The 22958-nt window shown below is 64.7% G+C and carries 25 protein-coding genes; 19 read left to right on the top strand and 6 right to left on the bottom strand.

Annotation, left to right across the window (positions count from 1 at the left end):
- The first annotated feature begins 68 nt into the window (after positions 1-68).
- Together ABFX23_RS06595 and ABFX23_RS06590 are read left to right on the top strand one after the other, a co-directional pair.
- The gene (locus tag ABFX23_RS06595; RefSeq protein WP_346032294.1) at positions 69-1085 is read left to right on the top strand and encodes a DNA topoisomerase IB; all 1017 of its coding nucleotides are present in this window, start codon (positions 69-71) and stop codon (positions 1083-1085) included.
- A 65-nt stretch (positions 1086-1150) separates the two neighbouring features.
- Positions 1151-1606, top strand: a complete 456-nt coding sequence (locus ABFX23_RS06590; RefSeq protein ID WP_346032293.1) for a carboxypeptidase-like regulatory domain-containing protein — start codon at positions 1151-1153, stop codon at positions 1604-1606.
- On the opposite strand, the gene ABFX23_RS06585 is transcribed toward ABFX23_RS06590, so the two are convergent.
- Complete coding sequence (locus tag ABFX23_RS06585; protein WP_346032292.1) at positions 1596-2054, bottom strand: MEKHLA domain-containing protein; 459 nt, start codon at positions 2052-2054, stop codon at positions 1596-1598. The two genes, ABFX23_RS06590 and ABFX23_RS06585, sit on opposite strands and share 11 nt — an antisense overlap.
- Before the next feature lie 100 nt (positions 2055-2154).
- Between ABFX23_RS06585 and ABFX23_RS06580 the strand changes: the two genes are divergently transcribed.
- The 5 genes from ABFX23_RS06580 to ABFX23_RS06560 all read left to right on the top strand — a co-directional run bounded on the left by ABFX23_RS06580 (position 2155) and on the right by ABFX23_RS06560 (position 6791).
- Positions 2155-3816 carry a dipeptidyl-peptidase 3 family protein gene (locus tag ABFX23_RS06580; protein WP_346032291.1) on the top strand — a complete coding sequence of 554 codons (1662 nt, stop codon included), beginning with the start codon at positions 2155-2157 and terminating at the stop codon, positions 3814-3816.
- A gap of 109 nt (positions 3817-3925) precedes the next feature.
- Entirely contained in the window at positions 3926-4933 is a 1008-nt protein-coding gene (locus tag ABFX23_RS06575) for an NADP-dependent oxidoreductase (protein WP_346032290.1), read from the top strand.
- Positions 4934-5135: 202 nt separating this feature from the next.
- Positions 5136-5471 carry a hypothetical protein gene (locus ABFX23_RS06570; RefSeq protein ID WP_346032289.1) on the top strand — a complete coding sequence of 112 codons (336 nt, stop codon included), beginning with the start codon at positions 5136-5138 and terminating at the stop codon, positions 5469-5471.
- A gap of 145 nt (positions 5472-5616) precedes the next feature.
- Entirely contained in the window at positions 5617-6036 is a 420-nt protein-coding gene (locus ABFX23_RS06565; RefSeq protein ID WP_346032288.1) for a universal stress protein, read from the top strand.
- 5 nt (positions 6037-6041) lie between these two features.
- Entirely contained in the window at positions 6042-6791 is a 750-nt protein-coding gene (locus ABFX23_RS06560) for a VIT1/CCC1 transporter family protein (protein ID WP_346032287.1), read from the top strand.
- Between the two features lie 276 nt (positions 6792-7067).
- On the opposite strand, the gene ABFX23_RS06555 is transcribed toward ABFX23_RS06560, so the two are convergent.
- On the bottom strand, positions 7068-8105 hold the full coding sequence (locus tag ABFX23_RS06555) for an IS110 family RNA-guided transposase (RefSeq protein WP_346032286.1): 1038 nt from the start codon (positions 8103-8105) through the stop codon (positions 7068-7070).
- 443 nt (positions 8106-8548) lie between these two features.
- Here ABFX23_RS06555 and trhO point away from each other — a divergent pair, with 443 nt between their 5' ends.
- Both trhO and ABFX23_RS06545 read left to right on the top strand, forming a co-directional pair.
- Positions 8549-9547: an oxygen-dependent tRNA uridine(34) hydroxylase TrhO gene (gene trhO, locus ABFX23_RS06550; protein WP_346032285.1), complete on the top strand. Its 999-nt coding sequence runs from the start codon at positions 8549-8551 to the stop codon at positions 9545-9547.
- Complete coding sequence (locus ABFX23_RS06545) at positions 9540-10169, top strand: glutathione S-transferase (RefSeq protein WP_346032557.1); 630 nt, start codon at positions 9540-9542, stop codon at positions 10167-10169. The genes trhO and ABFX23_RS06545 overlap by 8 nt, the downstream gene beginning before the upstream one ends.
- Here the strand turns inward: ABFX23_RS06545 and ABFX23_RS06540 are convergent.
- The 3 genes from ABFX23_RS06540 to ABFX23_RS06530 all read right to left on the bottom strand — a co-directional run bounded on the left by ABFX23_RS06540 (position 10166) and on the right by ABFX23_RS06530 (position 12775).
- Positions 10166-11242: a branched-chain amino acid aminotransferase gene (locus ABFX23_RS06540; protein WP_346032284.1), complete on the bottom strand. Its 1077-nt coding sequence runs from the start codon at positions 11240-11242 to the stop codon at positions 10166-10168. The two genes, ABFX23_RS06545 and ABFX23_RS06540, sit on opposite strands and share 4 nt — an antisense overlap.
- A 403-nt stretch (positions 11243-11645) precedes the next feature.
- On the bottom strand, positions 11646-12227 hold the full coding sequence (locus tag ABFX23_RS06535; RefSeq protein WP_346032283.1) for a hypothetical protein: 582 nt from the start codon (positions 12225-12227) through the stop codon (positions 11646-11648).
- Positions 12227-12775 (bottom strand): hypothetical protein, encoded by a 549-nt coding sequence (locus ABFX23_RS06530; protein WP_346032282.1) that lies wholly within the window; start codon positions 12773-12775, stop codon positions 12227-12229. Before ABFX23_RS06530 ends, ABFX23_RS06535 begins: the two co-directional genes overlap by 1 nt.
- Before the next feature lie 22 nt (positions 12776-12797).
- On the opposite strand from ABFX23_RS06530, the gene ABFX23_RS06525 reads away from it, so the two are divergent.
- The 8 genes from ABFX23_RS06525 (at position 12798) to ABFX23_RS06490 (ending at position 19975) form a co-directional block, all read left to right on the top strand.
- Positions 12798-13562 (top strand): TlyA family RNA methyltransferase, encoded by a 765-nt coding sequence (locus ABFX23_RS06525; protein ID WP_346032281.1) that lies wholly within the window; start codon positions 12798-12800, stop codon positions 13560-13562.
- A 45-nt stretch (positions 13563-13607) separates the two neighbouring features.
- A complete protein-coding gene (locus tag ABFX23_RS06520; RefSeq protein WP_346032280.1) occupies positions 13608-14162 on the top strand; it encodes a TspO/MBR family protein in 555 nt (184 codons plus the stop codon).
- A 138-nt stretch (positions 14163-14300) separates the two neighbouring features.
- On the top strand, positions 14301-14555 hold the full coding sequence (locus ABFX23_RS06515) for an accessory factor UbiK family protein (protein WP_346032279.1): 255 nt from the start codon (positions 14301-14303) through the stop codon (positions 14553-14555).
- 75 nt (positions 14556-14630) lie between these two features.
- Positions 14631-16610, top strand: coding sequence for a S9 family peptidase (locus ABFX23_RS06510; protein WP_346032278.1), 1980 nt, complete (start codon positions 14631-14633; stop codon positions 16608-16610).
- 9 nt (positions 16611-16619) lie between these two features.
- A complete protein-coding gene (gene recO, locus ABFX23_RS06505) occupies positions 16620-17219 on the top strand; it encodes a DNA repair protein RecO (protein ID WP_346032277.1) in 600 nt (199 codons plus the stop codon).
- Position 17220: 1 nt separating this feature from the next.
- Positions 17221-18279, top strand: a complete 1059-nt coding sequence (leuB, locus tag ABFX23_RS06500; RefSeq protein WP_346032276.1) for a 3-isopropylmalate dehydrogenase — start codon at positions 17221-17223, stop codon at positions 18277-18279.
- Positions 18280-18334: 55 nt separating this feature from the next.
- A complete protein-coding gene (locus ABFX23_RS06495; protein ID WP_346032275.1) occupies positions 18335-19501 on the top strand; it encodes a glycosyltransferase in 1167 nt (388 codons plus the stop codon).
- Between the two features lie 192 nt (positions 19502-19693).
- A complete protein-coding gene (locus ABFX23_RS06490; RefSeq protein ID WP_346032274.1) occupies positions 19694-19975 on the top strand; it encodes a Cas5 family CRISPR-associated protein in 282 nt (93 codons plus the stop codon).
- Here ABFX23_RS06490 and ABFX23_RS06485 read toward each other — a convergent pair.
- A complete protein-coding gene (locus ABFX23_RS06485; protein WP_346032273.1) occupies positions 19972-21273 on the bottom strand; it encodes a glycosyltransferase family 39 protein in 1302 nt (433 codons plus the stop codon). The two genes, ABFX23_RS06490 and ABFX23_RS06485, sit on opposite strands and share 4 nt — an antisense overlap.
- A 78-nt stretch (positions 21274-21351) precedes the next feature.
- Between ABFX23_RS06485 and ABFX23_RS06480 the strand changes: the two genes are divergently transcribed.
- Both ABFX23_RS06480 and ABFX23_RS06475 read left to right on the top strand, forming a co-directional pair.
- The gene (locus tag ABFX23_RS06480) at positions 21352-21618 is read left to right on the top strand and encodes a hypothetical protein (protein ID WP_346032272.1); all 267 of its coding nucleotides are present in this window, start codon (positions 21352-21354) and stop codon (positions 21616-21618) included.
- 45 nt (positions 21619-21663) lie between these two features.
- Positions 21664-22884, top strand: a complete 1221-nt coding sequence (locus tag ABFX23_RS06475) for a trans-sulfuration enzyme family protein (protein ID WP_346032271.1) — start codon at positions 21664-21666, stop codon at positions 22882-22884.
- Positions 22885-22958 lie beyond the last annotated feature (74 nt).

Genomic DNA, 22958 nt, shown 5'->3' with positions numbered 1-22958 from the left:
GACGGGGCACCCGGTCTTTCGTCCAGCCCGCGGAACCGCCCGACATATCAGGCCGTTATCCGCGCACCATGGCAACGCGCCCTTCCAACCTCATCCATGTCGATGACACTCTTCCCGGCATTACCCGCAAGGGGGCAGGCAAGGGCTGGGCCTACTACGATCCCGACGGCAAGCTCATCACCGACCGGGCGGAGAAGAAGCGCCTCAACGCCATCGCCCTGCCGCCCGCCTATGTTGATGCGTGGTTTTGCCCGGTGCCCAACGGCCACATCCTGGCCACCGGCATCGATGCGCGCGGGCGCAAGCAGTATCGATATCACCCCGAATTCCGCATCTGGCGCGAGAGCGAGAAGTTCGACGGTTGCGTCGCTTTCGGCGAGAGCCTGCCGCTGCTGCGCAAGCGGGTGGAGGAGGACATGCGCGCTCGCGGCGTGCACCGGGAACGCGCGATTGCCAGCGTGGTGCGCCTGCTGGACCTCGGCGCGATCCGGGTGGGCAACACCAGTTACGCCCGCGAGAACCGCAGTTTCGGGGCGACCACGCTGCGCCGCCGCCATGCCGAACTGACCGGGCGGACGCTGCGCCTGCGCTTTACCGGCAAGGGCGGGAAGGATCGCGAGATGGAACTGTCCGACAGCGCGCTGGCATCGTGCGTGCGCAAGATGCAGGACCTGCCCGGCCAGCACCTGTTCTGCTGGGTGGACGAGGACAGCGCCGTGCACGAAGTCAGCTCGGGCGATGTGAACGCCTACCTTGGCGAGACGACTGGCGAGGCCTTCACCGCCAAGAATTTCCGAACCTGGCATGCAAGCGTGATGGCCCTGCGCCTGCTGGGAGAGGCGGGCGAGGTGCTGACGATCAAGGCGGTGCTGGAACGGGTGGCGGAATACCTTGGCAACACGCCTGCCGTGACGCGCAAGAGCTATGTGCACCCGGCGGTGATAGACCTGATCGCGCGGCAGGAGGAATGGCGCGCATCGCTGAAACTGCCGCGCCGCACGCAGTATCAGAACCGCTGGGAACGCGCGCTGCTGGAACTGCTGGAAGCCTCGCCCGCGGCGGAGGAATTGCTGGCCGCGGCCTGACCTTGCCACACGCCTGTCACGAAAGAGTCGTCGTCTCGTAATAAAACTCGTGTCTTTCGCGGGGCATGACCCGCATAGCCATCCTTGCCAGCGCCGCCGCTCTCTTCGCCATGCCGAGCCTCGCCCATGCAGGCGACCTTTCGGGCACGGTGAACGATTCGACCGCGCGCCCGGTGGCAGGGGCGCAGGTGACGATCCCGGCGCTCGGCCTGTCGACCATCACCGACGCCGATGGCACCTATCGCTTTGAGGGTCTGGCAGCGGGCGAGCACCGCGTGGCCGTGGAACTGGCCAAAGACGAGCGCCAGTTTGCCGAAGCCGACGTCCCCGAAACCGGCGAGGCGACGCGCAACATCTTCCTCTATTCAAGCGCCTCGCTGGATCAGGCCCGCAACGGCATCAACCCGGTGGAGGCCATGCTGGCCGAGGCCCTGATGGCGCAGGCGTGGGACGAAGCGCGCCGGATGATCGCGCAGGCCGAGACGCGCGAACCGCTCTCGCTGCCCGACTTTACCGGCTGAGCATCTCCACCTCGTCGACCCGCGCAGCCTGCCCGTGCAGGGTGCCGCTGGCGTCGCGCAGGTTCCATATCGTCGCATTTAGGATGCGAAAGCGCGACCCGTCCGAGGCTACGCGAAGGCCGGAGTAACCTGTCACGATGTCCTCCGCTTCCAGCTTGGCGAACATTGCGGCACGCTCTTCCCGCGCTTCCGGCTCGGCGGAGAGGTGGGAGGGCAGGCCGATCATTTCGTCGGCAGACCGCTTGAACAACGAAAGCGTGCGGGCGTTGGCGTAGAAAAACACAGGCGGCGCCGCGCGATCGTGCGCCAGCACCGCATGAGGCGCATTCCACAGCGCATCGGCATCGGCCGCCAGCGCCTCACCCGTCAGCCTGCGATAGCTTTCCAGCAGCAGCGCCAGCCGCTCGCCCGCGCTGGCCTGTATTCGTTCGAAATCCCCGCTTGTCATGGGCCGGGAATAGCTCTCCGTCGACGCAAGGCAAGCGCGTGACTTCGCGATGGCGCTCGGCTAGATGCTTGCGCCTGTTACCAGTTGGAGGAATACCCGAATGCGCCGCGCCCTCATCGCCCTATCGCTCGCCACCGCGCCCGTTGCCCTGCTGGCAGCGTGCTCTCCCACCGCCGAGCAGGCCGAGACCGGCGGCTACGACATGGCCGCGAGCCGCGCGAGCATTGCCGACGTGGAGATGGCGCCCGACACCAGCTACCTCACCGACGAGGAGCGGCAGGTGGTGAACCTGCTGATCGAGGCCAGCGGCTACATGGACGAGATATACCTGCGCCAGCGCGGCGGCGACCTGCCCGCCCTCCGCGAGGAGATCGAGGCGAGCGGCGATGCCGCCATGCTGGAAATGTTCGACCTGCACTACGGCCCGTGGGACACCGTGGCCGACAACCGGCCCTTCTACGGCGAGAACGACTGGCCCGAGGGCGCGGGCTTCTATCCCGCCGACCTGACGCGCGAGGAATTCGACGCCTACCTCGAGGCCAACCCGGACCAGCGCGAAGACCTGATGAGCCCCTACACCGTGGTGAAGCGGGATGGCGAAGGCGGCTTGGTCGCCGTGCCGTACAGCGAGGAATATGCCGAGTTCCTCCAGCCCGCCGCGGAACTGCTGCGCGAGGCGGCGAGCATCACCACCAACGAAAGCCTCAAGCGCTTCCTGAACTTGCGCGCCGACAGCTTCCTTTCCGACGACTATTTCGAAAGCGAAATGGCCTGGATGGACCTGACCGACACGCCCATCGAAATCGCCATCGGCCCCTACGAGGTCTACACCGACCGCCTCTACGGCACCAAGACCGCGTTCGAGAGCTTCGTGACGCTGAAGAACCCGGATGAGAGCGCCGCGCTCGATCGCTATGTCGGCTACCTGCGCGACATGGAGGGCAACCTTCCGGTCGACCCGCAGTATCACAATTTCGCCCGCGGCTTCGAAAGCCCCATCGCGGTGGCCGATCAGGTCCACGGCGGCGGCGACAACGTGCCGGGCGTGCAGACCATCGCCTTCAACCTGCCCAACGACGAGCGCGTGCGCGAAGCCAAGGGCGCGAAGAAGGTGATCCTCTCCAACGTGCTGGGCGCGAAGTTCGACCGCATCCTCGATCCCATCGCCGACGTTGTGTTGGCGCAGGAGCAGGCCGCACTGGTCAGCCGCCGCTACATGCAGCTCTTCACCCTCTTCCACGAACTCAGCCACTCGCTGGGTCCGGGCACGATCACCGTCGACGGCCAGCAGACCACGGTGAACGAGCAGCTGCGCGAACAGTATTCGGCGCTGGAGGAGAGTAAGGCCGATGTCATGGGCATCTACAATCTCCTCTACATGATGGAGCGCGGCGAACTGCCCGCCGCAGAGCGCAGCGAACTGCTGGCGACCTACGTCGCGGGCTTGTTCCGCTCAATGCGTTTCGGCATCGAGGAAGCCCACGGCAAGGGTGCAGCCGCGCAGTACGGCTACCTGCTGGACTACGGCGCCTACCGTTTCGACGAGGACAACGACCACTACGTCATCGACGAGGACAAGCTGGTCGAGGGCATCACCGAGCTGCTGCGCACCGAACTGATGCTGCAGGCCACAGGCGATTACGAAGGCACCAAGGCGTTCTTTGAACAGTACGCCCGGCTGGACGAACATGCAGAGGCAGCGATTGCCGGAATGGACGACATCCCGGTCGATATCCGCCCGATCTATCCCGACAGCGTCTGACGAACGGGAACGACGAACGGGGAACATAGCCGTTTCCGGGGGTGTTGGTGGAGAAAGGGCGCGGTTCGCGCCTGTATCGAAACTGCCACCAAACCCTCGGAGCGATCCCATGAAAGCCTACACCCTCACCGGATACGGTGACGCCAGCAAAGCGCAGATGCGCGAGGTCGAACGCCCCGTGCCCGGCCCCGGCGAAGTGCTGGTGCGGGTCCGCGCGGCGGGCCTCAACCCGGTTGATTACAAGATCCGCGACGGGATGCTGAAACCCATCCTGCGGCTCGACCTGCCCACGACGCTGGGCAACGAACTGGCTGGCGTGGTTGAGGCGAACGGCAAGGGCGCGCGCCGCTTCCTTCCCGGCAACCGCGTGATGGCGCGGGTGGGCAAGGAACGGCTGGGCGCATTTGCCGAATATGCCGTGGTGCGCGAGGAATTCCTCACCGACATTCCCGAAAGCCTCGATTTCAAGACCGCCGCCGCCATTCCGCTGGCGGGCCTCACCGCCCTCCAGGCATTGCGCGACGAATTGCAGGTGAAGCCCGGTTTCCGCGTGCTGATCACTGGCGGCGCGGGCGGGGTGGGCACTTTCGCCATCCAGATCGCCAAGCACCTTGGAGCCGAAGTCGTCACCACCGCATCCCAGCGCGGGCGCGACCTGGTGAAGGACATGGGCGCCGACGTGGTGATCGATTACGAGCACGAGAAGTTCGAGGACGTGATCGACCCCGTCGACGGCGCGTTCGACCTGATCGGCGGCGAGACCCTGTCGCGCACCTTCGGCGTGGTGAAGAAGGGCGGGCGCGTCGTCTCCATCGCCGGAATGCCCGAACCGCGCACCGCCACAAAGGACCTGGACGGACGCTATGGCCTCGCCGCGACGTTCTGGTTCGCCAGCCTGAAATTCCGTGCCCACGCGGCCAGGGCGGGCGTCGACTATCGCTACCTGTTCATGCACCCCAGCGGCAGCGAACTCGCCTACCTCGCCGAAATGGCGCACCGGAGGCTGCTCAAGCCCGTGATCGACAGCACCTACCCGTTCGAGAAGATCGACGAAGCGATGGCCGAACTGGAAGAAGGCCACGCCAAGGGCAAGATCGTGGTGACGCTGGACGGGTGAGGCGAGGGGGCTGACTGCTTCGGCGTTTTTCTTCGAAAAGTCGCGTGGAAGTGAGAGTAGAACAGAACTATTCGACAGGCCCGTACTTGGGGGTGTATTCCGCTCGTGGGCACATGACGGAACTTTAATGTTTCCTTATCCATGATTCTCTAGACCCGTAACCGAAGGCTCGAACGAGGGCCCGTGGTCACAAGGTCATGTCATGAAGCTGGCTCCTGAGACGCCTTATTGCACGATCTACCAGTTGCTCGACGAACTGCGTCTTGCGCAGTCCATTCCGGTCGGCGCGCTGGGACGTGTCTTCGAGGCGGTCGACACGCTGCGAACCACCGGAGCGCCCGCCTTCGACATTGCCATCGCCGAAAGGCTCTCGGTCGCCCTGCTGCGCTGGGGACACTCCGGCCGAACCCGCGAGGAAGCTTTCCGCACGGAACTCGCCGAGCTTACCGCAGACTGGCTGGAGGTCCGCCTGCCGCATCCCGTCCGGGTTCGGGTGCCGACAAACGCACAGGCGCCCATGGCCGCCCACGTCCGCTGACGGATTTGTCACTGTCGGAACCGGAAGCGGATTGTCAGCTAACGACCCGATTGCAGAAATTTCATTCTGCTGGAGTACCATTGCGATACGTACTTGCATTGGAGTATGTCCGACGGGGAGCAATGGAGCGGAGGTAACGTCGACTATGTACTCTCGCATTCTCGTCCCCGTAGATCTCGACGAACCCAGCTCGTGGGGCAAGGCTGTGCCAGTTGCTCAGGCGATGGCCAAGACATTTGATGCCATCGTGATCCTATGCACCATAGTTCCTGACAGGGTTGCCATGCTGGAGGCTCAGTGGTCGCGCTTGTCGATGCAGGCCCTGCTCGACAAGGCATCAGCCAGACTTGCCTTGCTCGCCAATGATCTGGACGCGAGGGAATTAGAGAGGGAAGTCTGGGTGGGCAGCATTGGCAGCGGAATATTGGCAGTTGCCGAGAAGGTTGATGCAGACCTCATCGTCCTCTCTTCCCACAGACCCGAGATGAAGGATTGGCTTCTTGCCGCTAACGCTTCGCGCGTCGTCCGTCATGCCAACTGCTCGGTTTTGGTGGTTCGCGACTAGCAGGGGTGGCGCGCAAAATCCGAAACCTGTTTGACGAGCATTCGCTTGAGCGCATTCGCAGTCGAGTAACCCGTCCTCGTGGAGAAAGCCCTCTGGGAGATTTCATGCTCGGCGGTGTCGACGGTGTCGTTACGACCTTTGCAGTGGTAGCCGGGAGTGCGGGTGGAAAGCTGGTCGCTTCGACAGTGATTATCTTGGGCATAGCCAATCTCGTGGCAGACGGCTTCAGCATGGCCGTCAGCAATTACCTTGGAACGCGTGCTCGTCAGCAGGAAGTCGAGCAGCAGCGCGAAGATGAAGACTGGCAAATTAAACATTTTCCGGAGGGTGAGCGTAAGGAGATACGCGAGATTTTTGCCAAGAAGGGTTTCGAGGGCGATACGCTCGACAAGATCGTCGATGTTATAACTTCGGACAGGGAGGTCTGGCTCGATACGATGATGGCCGAGGAACTACACCTGTCTGAGACTTCGGCTCGTCCCATGCGGGCCGCTTTTGTCACTTTTATCGCATTTTCAATTTGCGGCCTGTTGCCTCTCTTGCCCTTCTTCTTTGGCACCGGCGATTTCGACCAGACGTTCTGCGCCAGTACGGTGCTGAGTGCGGCAACGTTTTTCGCGTTGGGGATAGGCAAGGGACGGGTGCTCGGTAAATCGCCGCTCATATCCGGGCTGCAGACGCTCGGCATCGGGGGCGCTGCAGCGATCCTTGCTTACGCGGCTGGTTATTTGTTGCACGTAGTATTCGCCGCATGAACATTCGAGGGTCCGCTTCCCATCTGTGGACGCCCCTAAAGAAGCAAGGGTAAAAATCGGGCTTGGCTTTGGTCGGATGCTGCCATCTGTCCGGCCTGTTCTTGCGGCGTAGTTCCGCTGGCCTGTATGGGAGTTCGCGCACCGGATCCACATCACCCTAAGCGTGCTCTTGGGCACGGTGGAAAGCACTGGATGTCCGGTCCCGTCTCGCCGACTGTGGTGCCATACCCTCCTTCGTTCTCTTGCCTCTACCGACGCCTCCTAGTCCGCCCCGGCTTACGCCGCAGCTGCAACCGGAGCCCTGTAATCCTCCTTCTTCGCCAGCACTGCCCAGACGATCCGTGCCGTCTTGTTGGCGAGCGCGACGGTCACCAGCATGCGCGGCTTTCTGGCCAGCATCTGTTCGAGCCATGAGCCTTCGGGTGCCCCGCGCTTGCTGGCATGTAGCACCACCGCGCTGCTGCCGATGATGAGCAGCCGCCTCAGCGTGCGCTCCCCCATCTTGGAGATCGAGCCCAGCTTCTCCCGTCCCCCACTCGAGTGCTGTCTCGGCGTAAGGCCCAGCCATGCCGCGAAGTCCCGTCCCCTTGAGAAGGTCTCGACCGGAGGTGCCAGCGCCAGTAGCGCAGTGGCGGTGATCGGACCCACGCCGGGGATGGTCATCAACCTGCGTGCATCCTCATCCTCGCGCGCTCGCCGGGCGATCTCCTTGTCGAGCAGGGCAATCTCTTCATCGAGCCGCGCCAGCTGACCGGTCATCACCTGGAGCATCACCCGGGCTGCCTCGGGAAGCGATGCACCCAGTTCCTCTTCCTCGTCGAGCAGGCTCGCCAGCACGCTCACATGCGAGGGTCCCTTAGGCGCTACCCATCCGAACTCGGCGAGATGGCCGCGGATCGCGTTGATCAGCTGCGTCCGCTGACGCACGAGAAGGTCGCGCGTGCGAAACACCATGGCCGAGGCCTGCTGCTCTTCAGTCTTGATCGCGGCAAAGCGCATACTCGGGCGCTCGGCTGCTTCGCAGATCGCCTCGGCATCGATCGCATCGCTCTTGCCGCGCTTGAGGAAGGGCTTCACGTATGCCGGCGGGATGAGCCGCACATCATGACCCAGCGCCGAAATCTCTCGCGCCCAGTGATGCGCGCCGCCGCAGGCCTCGAGCGCGACCACGCAAGGTGCCTGCTGCGCGAAGAAGTCTAGCAGCCTTGCCCGGGTCAACCGCCGACTGAAGACCACCCGTCCCGAGGCATCGGCCCCGTGAGCATGAAAAACACTCTTCGCAATATCCAGACCAATCGTGCTAACCTCTGCCATGGACGCCTCCTTCGCTAGTGGTGTGTAAACACCTCCACTATGGCACATAAATGCCGTCGGGGGGCGTCCACCCCATCACCCAGTTTCGGTCATTCCTGCCATTCGCACGAATAGCCAGAAGCTGACGCAATCCCATTCGACAGAAGTGGCTGCCATCCCTTTCCTACTGCCGGGTGCGCGTGGTCGAGTGCTTCGTCATGCGCTCGGACAACCTCTCGACACCCGTCAACCATACCGTGCCGAAGTTGACACTTCGCCGCGCCGAGGGTGACGCCTGCACGGCTCAGGGTCACATTTTACGCTGCAAGGTTACGCGCCATGCCGCTAGAGTGACACTCCGGGCGGTTTTTGCCCCTGAACCCTGTTCCAGGTGTTCCAGGTGTTCCAGGTTCGCCCGCGCAGGGCTCTGGCATCGCCGTAGCCGGGCGGCTAAAGGGCGGCGCATGGCCAGCCCGCTTCCCATCGACAATACGCCCATCCGCGTCGCCGCGCTCTATCGCTTTGCCACGTTCGACGATCCCGCCGCGCTGCGGGGGCCCCTGCTGGCCGCCTGCCGGGAGGGCGGCGTGCGGGGAACGTTGCTGCTGGCGAAGGAGGGGATCAACGGCACCATCGCGGGCGCTCCTGCAGCCATCGACGCGGTGCTGGATCATATCCGTTCGCTACCCGGCTGCGCCGATATCGAGGTGAAGTTCTCGGGCGCTGTCACCATGCCCTTCCACCGCATGAAGGTGCGGCTGAAGCAGGAGATCGTCACCATGGGGCAGGGCGATCTGGACCCGGGCACCAATGCCGGCGTCTATGTCGATCCCGCCGACTGGAACGCCCTGATCGCCGACCCGGACACCATCGTGATCGACACGCGCAACGACTACGAGGTGGCCGTGGGTCGGTTCGAAGGCGCGATCGATCCCAAGACCCCCAGCTTCCGCGACTTCCCCGAATGGTTCCGCGCCGAGCGCGAGCGGCTGCTGGGCGAGGGCAAGCAGCCCAAGGTCGCCATGTACTGCACCGGCGGTATCCGGTGCGAGAAGTCCACCGCCTTCCTGAAGGCCGAGGGGGTGGAGGAGGTCTATCACCTCAATGGCGGCATCCTGAAATACCTCGAGACGGTGCCGGAGGAACTGAGCATGTGGCGCGGCGAGTGCTTCGTGTTCGACCAGCGCGTGACCGTGGGGCACGGCCTTGCGCTGGGCAGCTACGGCCTGTGCTTCGCCTGCCGCCGCCCTGTCAGCGCTGAGGACATGCAATCGGAGCACTACGAGGAAGGCGTCAGTTGCCCCGCCTGCTGGGACGAACGCACAGACGAGCAGCGCGCGGCCTACCGCGAGCGGCAGCGGCAGGAAGAGCTTGCGATGGCACAGGGGCGTGCCCACGTCGGGGCGGTACTGCCGAGCCAGCTCGTGAAAGACGAAGAACCGGAGCCAGAAGACCATTCCTGACCGCATCCTCTACAGCTTCCGCCGCTGCCCCTACGCCATGCGCGCCCGCCTCGCGCTGGTGGTGAGCGGGACGCAGTGCGAGCTGCGAGAGGTCAAGCTGTCGGACAAGCCGGAGGCGATGCTGGAAGCCTCGCCCAAGGGCACGGTGCCGGTGCTGGTGCTGCCCGATGGAACGGTGATCGAGGAAAGCATCGAGGTGATGCGCTGGGCGCTTGGCCAGAGCGATCCCGAAGGCTGGCTGGAGCGCGACGACCCGGACCTGATCGCCGACTGCGATGGCCCCTTCAAGCACGCGCTGGACCACTACAAGTATCCCAACCGCTACGACGATTGCGATCCGTTGCCGCACCGCGCACGCGGCCTCGAATTCCTGGAGATGCTGGACGCGCGGCTGGCCGACGGCGGGCAGCTATGCGGCAGGAAGCGCGGCATCACGGACGCGGCAGTGTTCCCCTTCGTCCGCCAATTCGCCAATCACGATCGCGACTGGTTCGACGCGGCCGACCTGCCGCATGTCCACCCGTGGCTGGAAGGGCACCTGCAATCGCCGCTGTTCAAGACGGTGATGCAACGCGAAAAACCGTGGAAGCCCGGACAAGAGCCGGTGGCTCTGGCGCTCTAGTCGAGCTTCATCACCCAGCCGTGGGTATCCTCCACGGTGCCGCGCTGGATGCCGACCAGCTTGTCGCGGATGGTTGTGGTGAGCTGTCCCGGCCCGCCGCTGCCGATGGTGAACTCGCCATCGCGTCCGGCAACCTTGCCCACCGCCGTCACGACCGCAGCCGTGCCGCAGGCGAAGGTTTCCACCAGCTTGCCGCTCTGCGCATCCTCGCGCCACTGGTCGATGGAATACATTTCCTCGGCCACGTCGAGGCCCTGCTCGCGCGCCAGCGTGATGATCGAATCGCGGGTGATGCCAGGCAGGATCGTGCCGCCCAGCGGCGGGGTGATCACGCGCCCGTCGTCGAACACGAAGAACAGGTTCATGCCGCCCAGTTCCTCCACCCACTTGTGCTCCGCCGCATCGAGGAACACGGTCTGGTCGTGCCCCTTGGCGAATGCTTCTCCGGTGGGCACCAGGCTGGCGGCGTAGTTGCCGCCGCACTTGGCAGCGCCGGTGCCGCCGGGGGCGGCGCGGGTGTATTCGCTGATCCACACGGACACCGCTGGCGCGCCGGACTTGAAGTAGTTGCCTGCGGGCGAGAGGATCACGATGAACTTGTACTTCGTCGCCGGACGCACGCCCAGGAAATGCTCGTTGGCGAACATGAAGGGACGGATATAGAGCGAACCGCCCTCGACGCCGGGGAACCAGTCGGCGTCTTTCTTCACCACCTGCTTCACCGCCTCGATGAACACGTCCTCGGGCAATTCGGGCATGGCGAGGCGCTTGGCGCTCTCGTTGAAACGCTTCGCATTCGCCTCGGGACGGAACAGCGCCATCGTGCCGTCGGCCAGCTTGTATGCCTTCAGTCCCTCGAAGATTTCCTGCGCATAGTGCAGCACGCTGGATGCCGGGTGCAGCGGGATCGGCTCGCACGGGCCCAGCGTGGCGTTGTGCCAGCCTTCACCTTCGTCGTAGTCGATCATCACCATGTGATCGGTGAAGACCTTGCCGAAACCGGGATCGGCAATCGCCTGCGCGCGTGTGGCACCGGGGACGGGAGCGGGATGCTGGATATGCTCGAACTTCATGGCACCGGCGATTAGTGGGCGGCGCGGGGAGAGGCAAGAGTTTCGCTTGCTTGTGAACCCCGGAAAATGAGAAGGCCAGCTCCACCTGAAGTGGAACTGGCCTTCGCATGGTCAGCGGTCAGTTAGACCGCCCACGAAACCTTACTCGGCGAGTAGGAAATTACCGAATATGCTCCGCATGGGTCATCACCGACCTCCCTGCTGAACCATGAGACATCGGATCACCTCCTTTCGCGCTTTTGAGCCAGAACCCTGCCGTTTCACCGGGGGCCAAGACCGCGTGGTTTCGCAGGTCTTGAACGCAGTTGTGAATCACTGAACAGGCGAACGCAAGTCTTGTATTATTGTTTTTCACAGTCAGAATAGAGCGCCTGTTCGAAGAGGCCGTGGCGCTCTCGATTTCCTAACCCCTGCAATCCTCGATCACCCGCGTGATCTCCGGCCAGGCTGGCGCGTAGACGGGGCTGGTGCCGGCCACGTCCACGGCGAAACGACCTTTCGAGAAAGCCATCGCGTCAAGCAACGGATCGCTGGCGGCAAGCTGTGCCACGATCAACCCGGCGCCGCCGCTCTGCATTGGGCTGGCGGTGAGGCGGCGGTCCTGCGTCTCGGTGCGCACCAGCATCTCCACCTGCCCGCTGGTAGTGCCGGCGCGGGCGATGCTGACGCGGCGCGAGGCGCGTTCGCAGCGCAGGATGAGCTGCACGGTATCGGGCGTGCGCCCGGTGCCGAATACGGCCAGCGTGTCCCCGCCTTCCGCAACATAGCGCCAGTCACCCGGCGTCTGAGGCGCGTCCATCCAGTTGTCGAAGCTGGGCGTCACCACCTGCGGCGGGGCGGCTTCGGGCTGGGCCTGCGCGGGTGTGGGCGTAGGCGTCGGCGAAGGCGAGGGGACCGGCGTAGGTTCGGGCGAGGGCGGCACGCAGGCCGAGAGCGCAAGAACGCCAAGAAGGGCGGAAGTGGCGGCGAGGAGTCGTTTGTTCATCAGCTGCATGCATCCAGTACGCGCGAGATGCCCGGATGTGTCGGGAACTGCATCTTTTCTCCGGTCGCATTGGTCAGCGAGACGACCTGCCCGGTGGTGGAGAAGGCATGGAAAATCGCGAGGCCCGGCTCGATCTCGGCGGAAAGTCCGCCTTCGACCGGTGCCATATCGAGCCGCGCGGCTTCACCGCCGGCATCCACGCGCCAGGCCTCGGGCGTTTGCGAGCTGCTGGCGACGTCGAGCGTCACCGTGCCGCTCATCGCGTCGCAGTTGAACGAGAGCGCGGGCGCTGCGCCTTCCTCGCCGAAGACCGCGCTGCCGCCTTCTGGCGTTTCGCGCACGTTCCAGGTGCCTGCCATCAGGGCGGTGCCGTCTTCTGCGGCAGTGGCCACCGGGGCAGGCGTCAGTTCCGGCTCGGGCGCGGCTACTTCCTCTGCCGGAGCGGCATCGTCGCTGTTGTTGCAGGCTGCCAGTGCGAGGGTGGCGAGGGGCAGGGTGAGAACGTGGGCAAGTTTCATCGCGGCGGTTCCTTCTGGACGGTTGGCCATGGTCGGCTCTATCGACTTCCCCATGAGTGAGCGCAAGCCGTCCCGTAACCGTATTGACACATTGCTGGTGGAGCGTGGGGAGGCAGAGAGCCGCACCCGCGCGCAGGCGCTCATCATGGCGGGGCTGGTGTTCGCCGGGCCTCCCGGGAAGCTCAGCCGGATCGACAAGTCCGGGCAACAAGTGCCTGATAGCTGGGCGGTGGAGGTGCGCGGGCGCGACCATCCGTGGGTCGGACGCGGCGGCATGAAGCTGGATCACGCGATCAGGGAATTCGGCCTCGATCCCACGGGCGCGGTGGCGATGGATATCGGCAGCTCAACCGGCGGCTTTACCGAGGTGCTGCTGCACCACGGCGCGGCCCATGTCTTCGCGGTGGACGTGGGCACTAACCAACTCGCCTGGAAGCTGCGGCAGGACGAGCGCATCACCGTGCTGGAACAGACCAACGCCCGCGCCCTGACGCCCGCAATCATCGACCGGCCCTGCAACTGGGTGGTGTGCGACGCCAGCTTCATCGGCCTTGCCAAGGTGCTGGAAGTGCCGCTGGCGCTGGCCGCGCCGCGATGCCAGCTCGTCGCTCTCATCAAGCCGCAATTCGAAGTCGCCAGGGGAGAAGTGGGCAAGGGCGGCATCGTGCGCGATCCGGCACTTCACCAACGCGTGTGCGACGAGGTGCGCGAATGGCTGGAAAGCGGCGGCTGGCGCATACAGGGAATTATCGAGAGTCCCATAACGGGAACGGAGGGTAACGTGGAGTACCTCGTGTCCGCCTTGCGTGATAGCTGACCGCCCGTCAGATTGACGCAACGAATCAGGGAGAGACCGATAACGATGAACCGTCTTGCGTCCCCGTCGCAATTGCGCGCCAGCCTGATCCGCTGGGCGCTGTTCATCGTGCCCACGGTGATGCTGCTGGGTTTCCTCTCCGGCCAGGTGGGCGGCAGCAGCGCCGACAGCCCCTGGTTCCAGGCGCTGGAAAAGCCCGCGCTGTTCCCGCCGCCCGCGACTTTCGGCATCGTGTGGACCGTGCTCTACTTCATGATGGGGCTGGCCTTCGCGATGGTCTGCGCCGCATGGGGATCGCGCCTGCGCAAATGGGCGATCATCGCCTTCATCGTGCAACTTGCCATCAACCTCGCTTGGTCGCCGACCTTCTTCGCGGCCCGCCAGATAGAGCAGGCGCTGTGGGTGATCGTGGCGCTGGACGTGGCGCTGATCGTCACCGTCGTGCTGTTCTTCAAGGTGCGCAAGTGGGCGGGCGTGCTGCTGCTGCCCTACCTCGCCTGGGCGCTGTTCGCGACGGTGCTGAACTGGCAGTTCCTCGAAGCCAATCCCGATGCGGGCGAGGGCGAGGGAACAGGCGCGGTTCAGCGCATGACGCTTTAGTTTTTCGATCGCGCCTCCGCGCGATCGTCCTCGCTAGACGCGCAGCAAGCTGCGCCCGCTGCAGGCGGCCGTTCGGCCTTGCGGTCCTGCGGTCCGTTTTCTCTTGCGAACCAACCTTCGACCGCCCAGATATACCGCATGCAGAGCCAGAACCCCCTGATCGCCGACTTCGTCAAACTCGCCAACAGCGCGGCTGGCACCTTTGCCGGCATGAGCCGGGAGGCCCGCGATGCCGGGCGCGAGAAGTTGAAGGAAGCCATGGGCGGCCTCGATTTCGTCAGCCGCGAGGAATTCGACGCGGTGAAGGACATGGCGGCGATCGCCCGCGAGAGGGTCGAGGTGCTGGAAGCCAAGATCGCCGCGCTCGAAGCGAAGCTGGCCGACAAGGGCTGATCGCCCGAACGGGCGCTTTTCCTTTCCGACAATCTGTGCTGTTTTCGGCCTTTCTCCAGAGAAGGGTCCGAATTCATGCGTCTTGTCGCCAGCCTGCTGATTTCCACTGCCGCCTTGGCAACAAGTGCCCAGGCACAAGATACCGCGTTCGGCGGCCAGTCTGGCCCGGACATGAGCATAGAGGCGATGGAGCCGGACGATTCCTCCGTCGACATCGGGCTTGCCGGAGAGCAGCCGGTCGACATCGCCCGCTACCTGCTGGCGAGCGGGGCGGGCGGGGCGAGGCTCTCTCCCGATGGCGAACTGGTCGCCTTCTCATCCAGCGTGACGGGTCAGCCCGAGGTGTGGATCGTGCCCGTCACCGGCGGCCAGCCGCGCCAGCTGACGTTCCGCACCAACCCCAGCGAGTTTCACTGGACGCCCGACGGCAGCGGCCTGCTCTATTCGGCGGACCGCAACGGCAACGAGCAGCCCGGCTACTTCTGGATCAGCCGTGATGGGACGCAGGAACGCGAAATCCTGCCTGCGGCGGAGGGGGATTTCCGCCGCTTCGGCGGGTTCGCAGACGATGGCAGCTTCGTCTATTCCTCCACGCTGCGCAACGGACGCGACTTCGACATCTGGCGCACCGATCTTAACGGCAATGCCGAGCTGATCTACGAAGGCACCTTCGGCTACTACGCGCAGAGCCTCTCGCCCGACGGCCGCCATGCCGTTGTTACCGAGGGCGTGGGCGAGGATGCCGACAACCTCTATCTCCTCGATCTCGAAAGCCGCGAACTCACCACCATCAGCGCGCCGCCGCTGGAGGACCGCGCCAGTCATTCGCTGGGCGGGTTCGAATGGACGCCGGATTCGACCACGTTCGTCTATTCCAGCAACGCCGGGCGCGAGTTCGGCGCGCTGACCGAATACAACGTCACCACCGGCGAAACTAACGTCTACCACGCGCCGGACCGCGATGTGGGCAACGTGGAAATGTGCGGGGACTTCATGGCCTGGACCGAGAGCCAGGACGGGTTCGACAGCCTGCACCTGTGGCACGGAACCGAGATGCGCGGCGTCGCCGGGCCGGACATGCCCGAGGGCAGCTATTCGCTCGATTGCGAAGGCGATACCGCCGTGGTCGGCGTGAACGGCTGGCAGACCCCCGGCGACATTTACAGCTTTACGCCCGGCGAGAGCGAGGCACAGCGCATCTACGCATCGAACTACGCGGGCCTGGACCCCGAAAGCCTCGTGCGTCCGCAGGTCGTGCGCTTCCCGGCGCGCGACGGGGTGGAATTGCAAGGAATGCTCTACCTGCCCGAGGGCGCTGGCACGGGCGAAGACGCGCCGCCCGTCGTCTTCAGCGTCCACGGCGGACCCAGCGGCCAGTCCGGCCCTACGTGGGACCCCGTCACGCAATACCACGTCGCCCGCGGCGTGGCCGTGTTCGAGCCGAACGTGCGAGGGTCCACCGGCCTTGGCCGCACCTATTCCACGCTCGACGACCGCGAGGCGCGGCTGGATTCGGTGCGTGACCTCGTGGACCTGCTGGCGGCGCTCGATACCCAAGGCCTGGTCGACGGAGAGCGCGCGGCGGTGATGGGCGGTTCCTACGGCGGGTATATGGTCAACGCCGTGCTGGCCGACTACCCCGATGCCTTTGCCGCCGGTGTCTCGCTGTTCGGCGTTGGCAACTGGATCACCGCACTGGAAGTCGCCTCGCCCGGCCTCAAGGCCAGCGACCGGATCGAATACGGAGACATCACTGAAGACCGCTGGCGCGATTTCTATGGCGAGATTAGCCCCGTCTTCCGCGCCGAGCAGATACGCGTGCCGGTGCTGTACTCGCACGGCGCGATGGACCCGCGCATCGACATTTCCGAGACGGAAATCATGGTGAAGGCCCTTCGCGAAAACGGCGTGCGCGCTGATTTCGTGCGCATCCCGGACGAGGGGCACGGCTGGCGCAAGCTGTCCAACAGGCTCTACTATTTCCGCAAGCAGGCCGAATTCCTGGAAGATGTTCTTGGGGAGGATGTGCTTGGGGAAGACGGCGCAGGCGACTAGGGGCAGCGGATGCACGTCCGCGCGCCCGCCATCCTCGTCGCCGCCCGCCAGCATGGCGAGACGGCTGTCGTGGCGCGGTTCTTCACCGAGGAATTCGGAATTGTCGCGGGCTATGTCGCGGGCGGCCGCGGGCGTAACTTGCGACCCGTGATGATCCCCGGAAACCTCGTGGACCTGCAACTCAGCGCCCGTTCGGCCAGCCAGTTGCCTTTCGCCAGGGTAGAACTGACCGAGAGCCGCGGACCATGGCTAGCCGAGCCGCTGCCCGCCGCGGCCATCGGCTGGATCACCGCACTCACCGCTTCCGCCCTGCCGGAGCGGGAGCCATATCCCCCGCTTTTCAGTGCCCTGGAAGGCACGCTTTCCGCCATCTGTCATGCGCCCAGCGCGCGCGGCTGGGCCAGCGCGCTGCTGGGTTACGAAGTGCTGCTGCTGCGCGAACTGGGCTATGGCGGAGCGGGGGAGAGGCCGCAGGGCGAGATGGCACAGGTGCTGGAGGCAATGGACGCGCTCGGCCCCGCGCTCGATCACTACCTGCTTGCCGACAGGCGCGCAGACGTTATGGCGGCGCGCAATCGCTTGAGAGAATTGCTGGGACGGATTGCCTGAGATGAAAATTGCACTGCTGGCTGGGGACGGTATCGGCCCTGAAATCATGGCGCAGGCGCGCCGCGTGCTGGATGCGCTGGAGCTGTCGGACCTCGACCTTGCCGAAGCCGACGTGGGCGGCGCGGCCTATCGCAAGCACGGCCACCCGCTGCCCGACGAGACGCTGGCCATTGCGCGCGATGCCGATGCCGTGCTGTTCGGCGCCGTGGGCGATCCCGGGTGCGACAACCTGGAGCGGCACCTGCGTCCGGAGCAGGCGATCCTCGGCCTGCGCTCGAACCTCGGCCTGTTCGCCAACCTGCGTCCTGCCAAGATGTTTCCGGGGCTGGAGGACATGTCCGGCCTGAAGCCCGAAATCGCCCGCGAGATCGACGTGCTGATCGTGCGCGAGCTGAATGGCGATGTGTACTTCGGCGAGAAGGCCATGCGCGTGCTGGATGATGGCAGGCGGCAGGGCTACGATTTCATGTCCTACGCAGAGGATGAGGTGCGCCGCATCGCCCACGTCGCATTCCGCGCCGCACAGGGCAGGGGCGGCAAGCTGTGCAGCGTGGACAAGGCCAACGTGCTGGAGACCAGCCAGCTCTGGCGCGAGGTGGTGATCGAGACTGCCGCCGACTATCCCGATGTCGAGCTCAGCCACATGTATGTCGACAACGCCGCCATGCAGATGGTGCGCAACCCCGGCCAGTTCGACGTCATCGTGACCGGCAACCTGTTCGGCGATATCCTGTCCGACCAGGCGAGCATGTGCGTCGGCTCCATCGGCCTTCTCGCCAGCGCGTCGCTGGGCGAGAGGCAGACGCAATACGGCACCTTCGGCATGTACGAACCGATCCACGGCTCCGCGCCAGATATTGCCGGGCAGGGCAAGGCCAACCCGATGGCCATGATCCTGTCGCTCGCCATGCTGCTGCGCCATTCGCTGGGGCTGGAGGACAAGGCCGCGCAGGTCGAGGCCGCGGTAGCCAAGGCGCTGGAGGACGGCGTGCTTGGCGGAGACCTTGGCGGCACGGCTGGCACGGCAGAAATCGGTGATGCGGTGGTGGCCCGACTCTGAGCCAAATCTGTCCCGCAGTAACCTTATGGTTAACAATTCGCCGTAATGCGGGCACATGAAGATGGTGACAGAGCAATTCCAGCAGCAGATCGAGACCGCCGCGCGGCTGGCGAAGGCGAACGGATCGCGCCCGCTGGAACTGGCCGTCGTGCTGCCCACGCTCAACGAGCGCGGCAATATCGCACCGATGGTGGAGCGGCTGGAGAAGGCGCTTGGCCCCTCTGGCTGGGAAGCGGTCTTCGTCGATGACAATTCGCACGATGGCACCGCGGAGGAAGCGCGCCGCATCGGCCAGACCGACCCGCGCATCCGCGTGATCCAGCGCATCGGCAGGCGCGGCCTCGCCAGCGCCGCGATCGAGGGCATGTGCGCCACCGCCGCGCCTTTCGTGGCCGTGATGGATGCCGATCACCAGCACGATCCTGCGCTGCTGAACGAGATGCTGGAAGCGGTGAAATCCGGCGAATACGACCTCGCCTACGCCAGCCGTTTCGCCGTAGGCGGCAATGCCGATGGCCTGTCCAGCAAGGGCCGCGAGACGGGCAGCCGCATTGCCAATGCGCTGGCGCGCAAGCTGACCGGCACCGAACTGACCGATGCGATGAGCGGCTTCTTCCTCCTGCGCACCGAGCAGCTGCGCAAGCAGGCGGCAAGCCTTTCCGGTATCGGCTTCAAGATCATGCTGGATATCCTCGCGACCGCCCAGCCACGGCTGAAAGTAAAGGAATTCCCGTTGAAATTTGCCGAACGCCTGAGGGGAGAGAGCAAGCTGGACAACGGCGTGGTCGTGGATTTCGTCGCCGGACTGCTCGATCGCTACCTCGGCCGCTGGATCCCTGTCCGCTTTGCGCTGTTCGGCATGGTCGGCGGGCTGGGCGTATTCGTGCACATGGCCGTGCTGGCGGTGCTCTACTGGCCGGAAGAAATCGGCTTCGGCTGGGCGCAGGCGATCGCCACGATGGTGGCGATGACATTCAATTTCTGGCTCAACAACCTGCTCACCTATCGCGACAAGAAACTGGGCGGGGCGAGCGACATGTTCTGGGGCTGGGTGAAATTCTGCGGCGCCTGCGCGGTGGGCGCTTTCGCCAACGTGGCCGTCGCCACCGTGCTGAACGACGAGGGGCTGGTCTGGTGGGCCGCCGCGCTTGTCGGCGTGGCGATTGCGTCGGTGTGGAATTACGCGCTGTCGAGCAAGTTCGTTTGGGGCCGGTTCCGGTAGGGTTGCGCTAGCGTATCAAGTCATTTTGTTACCGAAACATAGTTCAGGCGGCCCGGTTCGAAGCAATAAATGCGAACACTTCGTTGCGTGAAGAAAAGCCGGGCGCAGATTTAACCATATACTTGGCTATTCCTTGCTTAACAGCGGATTTCACTGTACATTTTGCAGTGCAGCAACAGGGAATCAGCGGCCGTGGCCAAGTCCATCGAAGCCTACGTCGACAATCGGGGTCATCTGCACATGACGCCCAAGAGCGCGGTGATCGGCGATATCGCCGCCGCGCTCGGCCGCGTGGGTGACGAAGGCGGCCTGACCGAAGGCGTCGCCCGCCTGATCTTGGAAAAGCGCGCGGAGATCGAGCAGGCCTTTGCCGACCTCGACACCATGGACGAACGCGAACCCGTTCGTATCGACCACAGCGAGGCCGACACCGTCGAAGTGTTCGACCTGGAAGACCGCCGCAAGAAGGGCTAGCGCCACCCTTCCGTCCACGCCCATTTCAGGAAGTCCTGCGGATCGTCCAGCGGGGCTGCCGTCAGGATCGGGAACCAGTAGAGGAAAAACCCCAGCGCGCCCAGCATCAGCAAGGCAGGAACAAGCCGCTCGCCGCGTTGCCACAGCCGCTCCACGCCCAGCGCCAGCGCCGCGCTGACCGCCATTCCGGCGAGGAAATAGTGGAAGTAGAACTGCACCGCCTTGGGCGCGACGATCCACAGGCCCAAGCTGGCCAGATAGATCACCACCAGCGCAATGCAGTCCCATCGCGGAGCTTCGGCGCGGCTGACCCATGCCGTCCAGGCGCACCACGCCATCGCGATCAGGCCGAACCACATCGTCAGCGGGTTGCCGATCAGCATGACGCCGCGCATCGCGCCATCCACCGGCTCGTAGAGATACCAGATCGCCCGGCGGTTGATCACCCAGTCCCACCACTGGCTCTGGTAGGGATGGGCCTCCGGAACCTGCGTCTGAAGGGCCAGCATGTGCCGGTGCAGGTCGACAAGGCCTGATGGATCGCCGCCCGGCACGCTCCAGTAGAGAAACGGCCAGTACGATGCGGCATAGACCAGCAGCGGCACGAGGCCGAGCCATACGCCCGCTTCCCACAGCGTCATCCCCCTGACGGGCGCACCGCGTGCCGACATGACCAGTCGCCGCCGTCCGGCTGTCCAGCGTGCGGCGAGGAAGGCGAGGCCCGGCAGCATGGCGAGGGGGATAGCGTTCCATTTCGATGCCATCGCGCAGCCCAGCGCCACCCCCGCAATCGCCAGCCGCCAACGGGCGGTCTCGTTCTCTCGCAAGGCCCCTGCAAACATCCATGCCGCCAGCATCAGGAAGGCGACCATGAACACGTCCAGCATGGCGATGCGCGCATGGATGAAGAGGACGAAATTCGTGCCGACGAACAGGCCGGTCAGAACGCTGGCGGCTCGCGAACAACTGGCGAACCACATGGCCCGCATGGATGCGAACAGCGCCAGCGTTCCGGCCACCACGCTGAAAATGCGCCAGCCGAAAGGCTCGTCCCCGAACAGCGCTATGCCCGCCGCCATGATCTGCTTGGCAAGCGGCGGATGCTCGACATTGGTGGCCTGGAACAATTCCAGTACCGCGCGAGCGGCGGGCAGATAATGCACTTCGTCGAAATAGGGTGTCGTCGGAATGCCGAGCCGCACGAGGCAGGCGAGCAGGAAGGCCAGCGCCATCGCACCATTCCAGAAGATCGGATCGCCGGACTGGCGGATTCGGGAGAGACTGGGCGCGGCGCTCATCGATGTGAGGGCATAGCAGGCGCCACGCTGATGACAATTGCCATCGGAACCAGGCGCAACCCCGGCACTTGATTCGGCATGGCCGACATCCTCTACCTCGTCTGGTTCGATGCGCCGTCCGGCTTGCCCGAAAGGTTCGAATGGCACGGTGATGCCCAAGCGCTGGCGGATGGCCTCTGGCTGGTCCGGTCCGACCTTACGCGTTCGGAACTCTATCACCGGATAAAATGGCAAATGCCGGAGGATTCGCCCCTGCTGGTCGCGCCGCTGGAAGACACGCGGGACGGCTGGCCCAAGTTCAAGGGTATGGAGGCGGGGGCACTGAAATGGTTGCGGCAGGGCTGACGCAGCTTGCTCCCGTTGGCGTGCCTGCCTAAACGCACAGCCGCAATGAAAAAGACGACCGGAACAGACCTCGCCATCACCGCCAAGTGGCGCCCTGCAACGCAGGCCGTTCGCGCGGGCACGCACCGTAGCGAGCATGGCGAGACGAGCGAAGCGCTCTACCTCACCAGCGGCTTCACTTTCGACAGCGCGCAGGAAGTGGCCGCGCGCTTCGCGGGCGAGGCGCAGGGGATGCAATACTCGCGCTTCAAGAACCCCACGGTGGAGATGCTGCAAAGCCGCATCGCCGCGATGGAGGGGGCAGAGGCGTGCCTGGTGCAGGCAAGCGGCATGGCGGCGATGACGAGTTCGCTGCTGTGCATGCTCTCCGCAGGCGATCACGTGGTGGCGGGCCGCGCGGCCTTCGGCTCGTGCCGGTGGATCCTCGACAACGTGCTGAACCGCTTCGGCATCACGCACACCGCGATCGACGGGACGGACAACGCTGCCTGGGAAGCTGCCGTGCAGCCCAACACCAAGGCGTTCTTCTTCGAAACGCCCGCCAACCCGACGATGGACCTGGTGGACCTGGAATTCGTCTGCGGCCTCGCGAAGTCGAAGGGGATCACCACCATTGTCGACAATGCCTTTGCGACGCCCATCCTCCAGCGCCCGATGGATTTCGGCGCTGACGTGGTGGCCTATTCGGCGACCAAGCTGATGGACGGGCAGGGCCGCGTGATGGCGGGCGCAGTGTGTTCCAGCCGCGAATGGATCGAGGAAAAGCTCTCCCCGTTCCAGCGCAACACCGGGCCGATCTGCGCGCCGTTCAACGCCTGGGTGGTGATGAAGGGGCTGGAGACGCTGCCGCTGCGCGCGCCCGCGCAAAGCGCCAATGCCCTGCAGGTGGCCAAGTTCATCGAGGATCGCGGTCTTCGCGTGCTGCATCCCTGGCTGCCGAGCCATCCGCAGCACGAGCTGGCCAAGCGGCAGATGGTGGCGGCAGGGCCGATCTTCGCCTTCTTCGCGCCGGGTTCGGGCGATCAGGCGAAAGAGAACGCCATGGCCATCTGCAACGCGCTGGAACTGGTCGATATCTCCAACAACATCGGCGATGCGAAAAGCCTGATGTGCCACCCGGCCACCACCACGCACCACAACATGGGCGCGGAAGGCCGCGCGGCCGCAGGTATCGAGGACGGGATGCTGCGTATCAACGTGGGGCTGGAAGACCCGCTCGACCTGATCGAGGATATCGGACAGGCGCTGGACAAGGCCGGGGTCTGATCCTCAACAGGCTTGCCTAAGTCCTTGGTTTCGCTATCGTCCACCCGGTCCGGGGATTGGGGAACGATTTTACC

It is taken from the genome of Erythrobacter westpacificensis, from assembly GCF_039542285.1.
Taxonomy (GTDB): domain Bacteria; phylum Pseudomonadota; class Alphaproteobacteria; order Sphingomonadales; family Sphingomonadaceae; genus Alteraurantiacibacter; species Alteraurantiacibacter westpacificensis.
This window is presented reverse-complemented; position numbering and strand designations above follow the sequence as displayed.

Excerpts from the sequence above, each read along its gene's own strand:
- ABFX23_RS06510 (WP_346032278.1), top strand. The coding sequence starts at position 14,631 with ATGCGTCTTGTCGCCAGCCTGCTGATTTCCACTGCCGCCTTGGCAACA.
- ABFX23_RS06480 (WP_346032272.1), top strand. The coding sequence starts at position 21,352 with ATGGCCGACATCCTCTACCTCGTCTGGTTCGATGCGCCGTCCGGCTTG.
- trhO (WP_346032285.1), top strand. The coding sequence starts at position 8,549 with ATGGCCAGCCCGCTTCCCATCGACAATACGCCCATCCGCGTCGCCGCG.
- ABFX23_RS06555 (WP_346032286.1), bottom strand. The coding sequence starts at position 8,105 with ATGGCAGAGGTTAGCACGATTGGTCTGGATATTGCGAAGAGTGTTTTT.
- ABFX23_RS06475 (WP_346032271.1), top strand. The coding sequence starts at position 21,664 with ATGAAAAAGACGACCGGAACAGACCTCGCCATCACCGCCAAGTGGCGC.
- recO (WP_346032277.1), top strand. The coding sequence starts at position 16,620 with ATGCACGTCCGCGCGCCCGCCATCCTCGTCGCCGCCCGCCAGCATGGC.
- ABFX23_RS06585 (WP_346032292.1), bottom strand. The coding sequence starts at position 2,054 with ATGACAAGCGGGGATTTCGAACGAATACAGGCCAGCGCGGGCGAGCGG.
- ABFX23_RS06590 (WP_346032293.1), top strand. The coding sequence starts at position 1,151 with ATGACCCGCATAGCCATCCTTGCCAGCGCCGCCGCTCTCTTCGCCATG.
- leuB (WP_346032276.1), top strand. The coding sequence starts at position 17,221 with ATGAAAATTGCACTGCTGGCTGGGGACGGTATCGGCCCTGAAATCATG.
- ABFX23_RS06515 (WP_346032279.1), top strand. The coding sequence starts at position 14,301 with ATGCAGAGCCAGAACCCCCTGATCGCCGACTTCGTCAAACTCGCCAAC.
- ABFX23_RS06565 (WP_346032288.1), top strand. The coding sequence starts at position 5,617 with ATGTACTCTCGCATTCTCGTCCCCGTAGATCTCGACGAACCCAGCTCG.
- ABFX23_RS06580 (WP_346032291.1), top strand. The coding sequence starts at position 2,155 with ATGCGCCGCGCCCTCATCGCCCTATCGCTCGCCACCGCGCCCGTTGCC.
- ABFX23_RS06595 (WP_346032294.1), top strand. The coding sequence starts at position 69 with ATGGCAACGCGCCCTTCCAACCTCATCCATGTCGATGACACTCTTCCC.
- ABFX23_RS06530 (WP_346032282.1), bottom strand. The coding sequence starts at position 12,775 with ATGGCCAACCGTCCAGAAGGAACCGCCGCGATGAAACTTGCCCACGTT.
- ABFX23_RS06495 (WP_346032275.1), top strand. The coding sequence starts at position 18,335 with ATGAAGATGGTGACAGAGCAATTCCAGCAGCAGATCGAGACCGCCGCG.
- ABFX23_RS06570 (WP_346032289.1), top strand. The coding sequence starts at position 5,136 with ATGAAGCTGGCTCCTGAGACGCCTTATTGCACGATCTACCAGTTGCTC.
- ABFX23_RS06525 (WP_346032281.1), top strand. The coding sequence starts at position 12,798 with ATGAGTGAGCGCAAGCCGTCCCGTAACCGTATTGACACATTGCTGGTG.
- ABFX23_RS06520 (WP_346032280.1), top strand. The coding sequence starts at position 13,608 with ATGAACCGTCTTGCGTCCCCGTCGCAATTGCGCGCCAGCCTGATCCGC.
- ABFX23_RS06535 (WP_346032283.1), bottom strand. The coding sequence starts at position 12,227 with ATGAACAAACGACTCCTCGCCGCCACTTCCGCCCTTCTTGGCGTTCTT.
- ABFX23_RS06540 (WP_346032284.1), bottom strand. The coding sequence starts at position 11,242 with ATGAAGTTCGAGCATATCCAGCATCCCGCTCCCGTCCCCGGTGCCACA.
- ABFX23_RS06575 (WP_346032290.1), top strand. The coding sequence starts at position 3,926 with ATGAAAGCCTACACCCTCACCGGATACGGTGACGCCAGCAAAGCGCAG.
- ABFX23_RS06485 (WP_346032273.1), bottom strand. The coding sequence starts at position 21,273 with ATGAGCGCCGCGCCCAGTCTCTCCCGAATCCGCCAGTCCGGCGATCCG.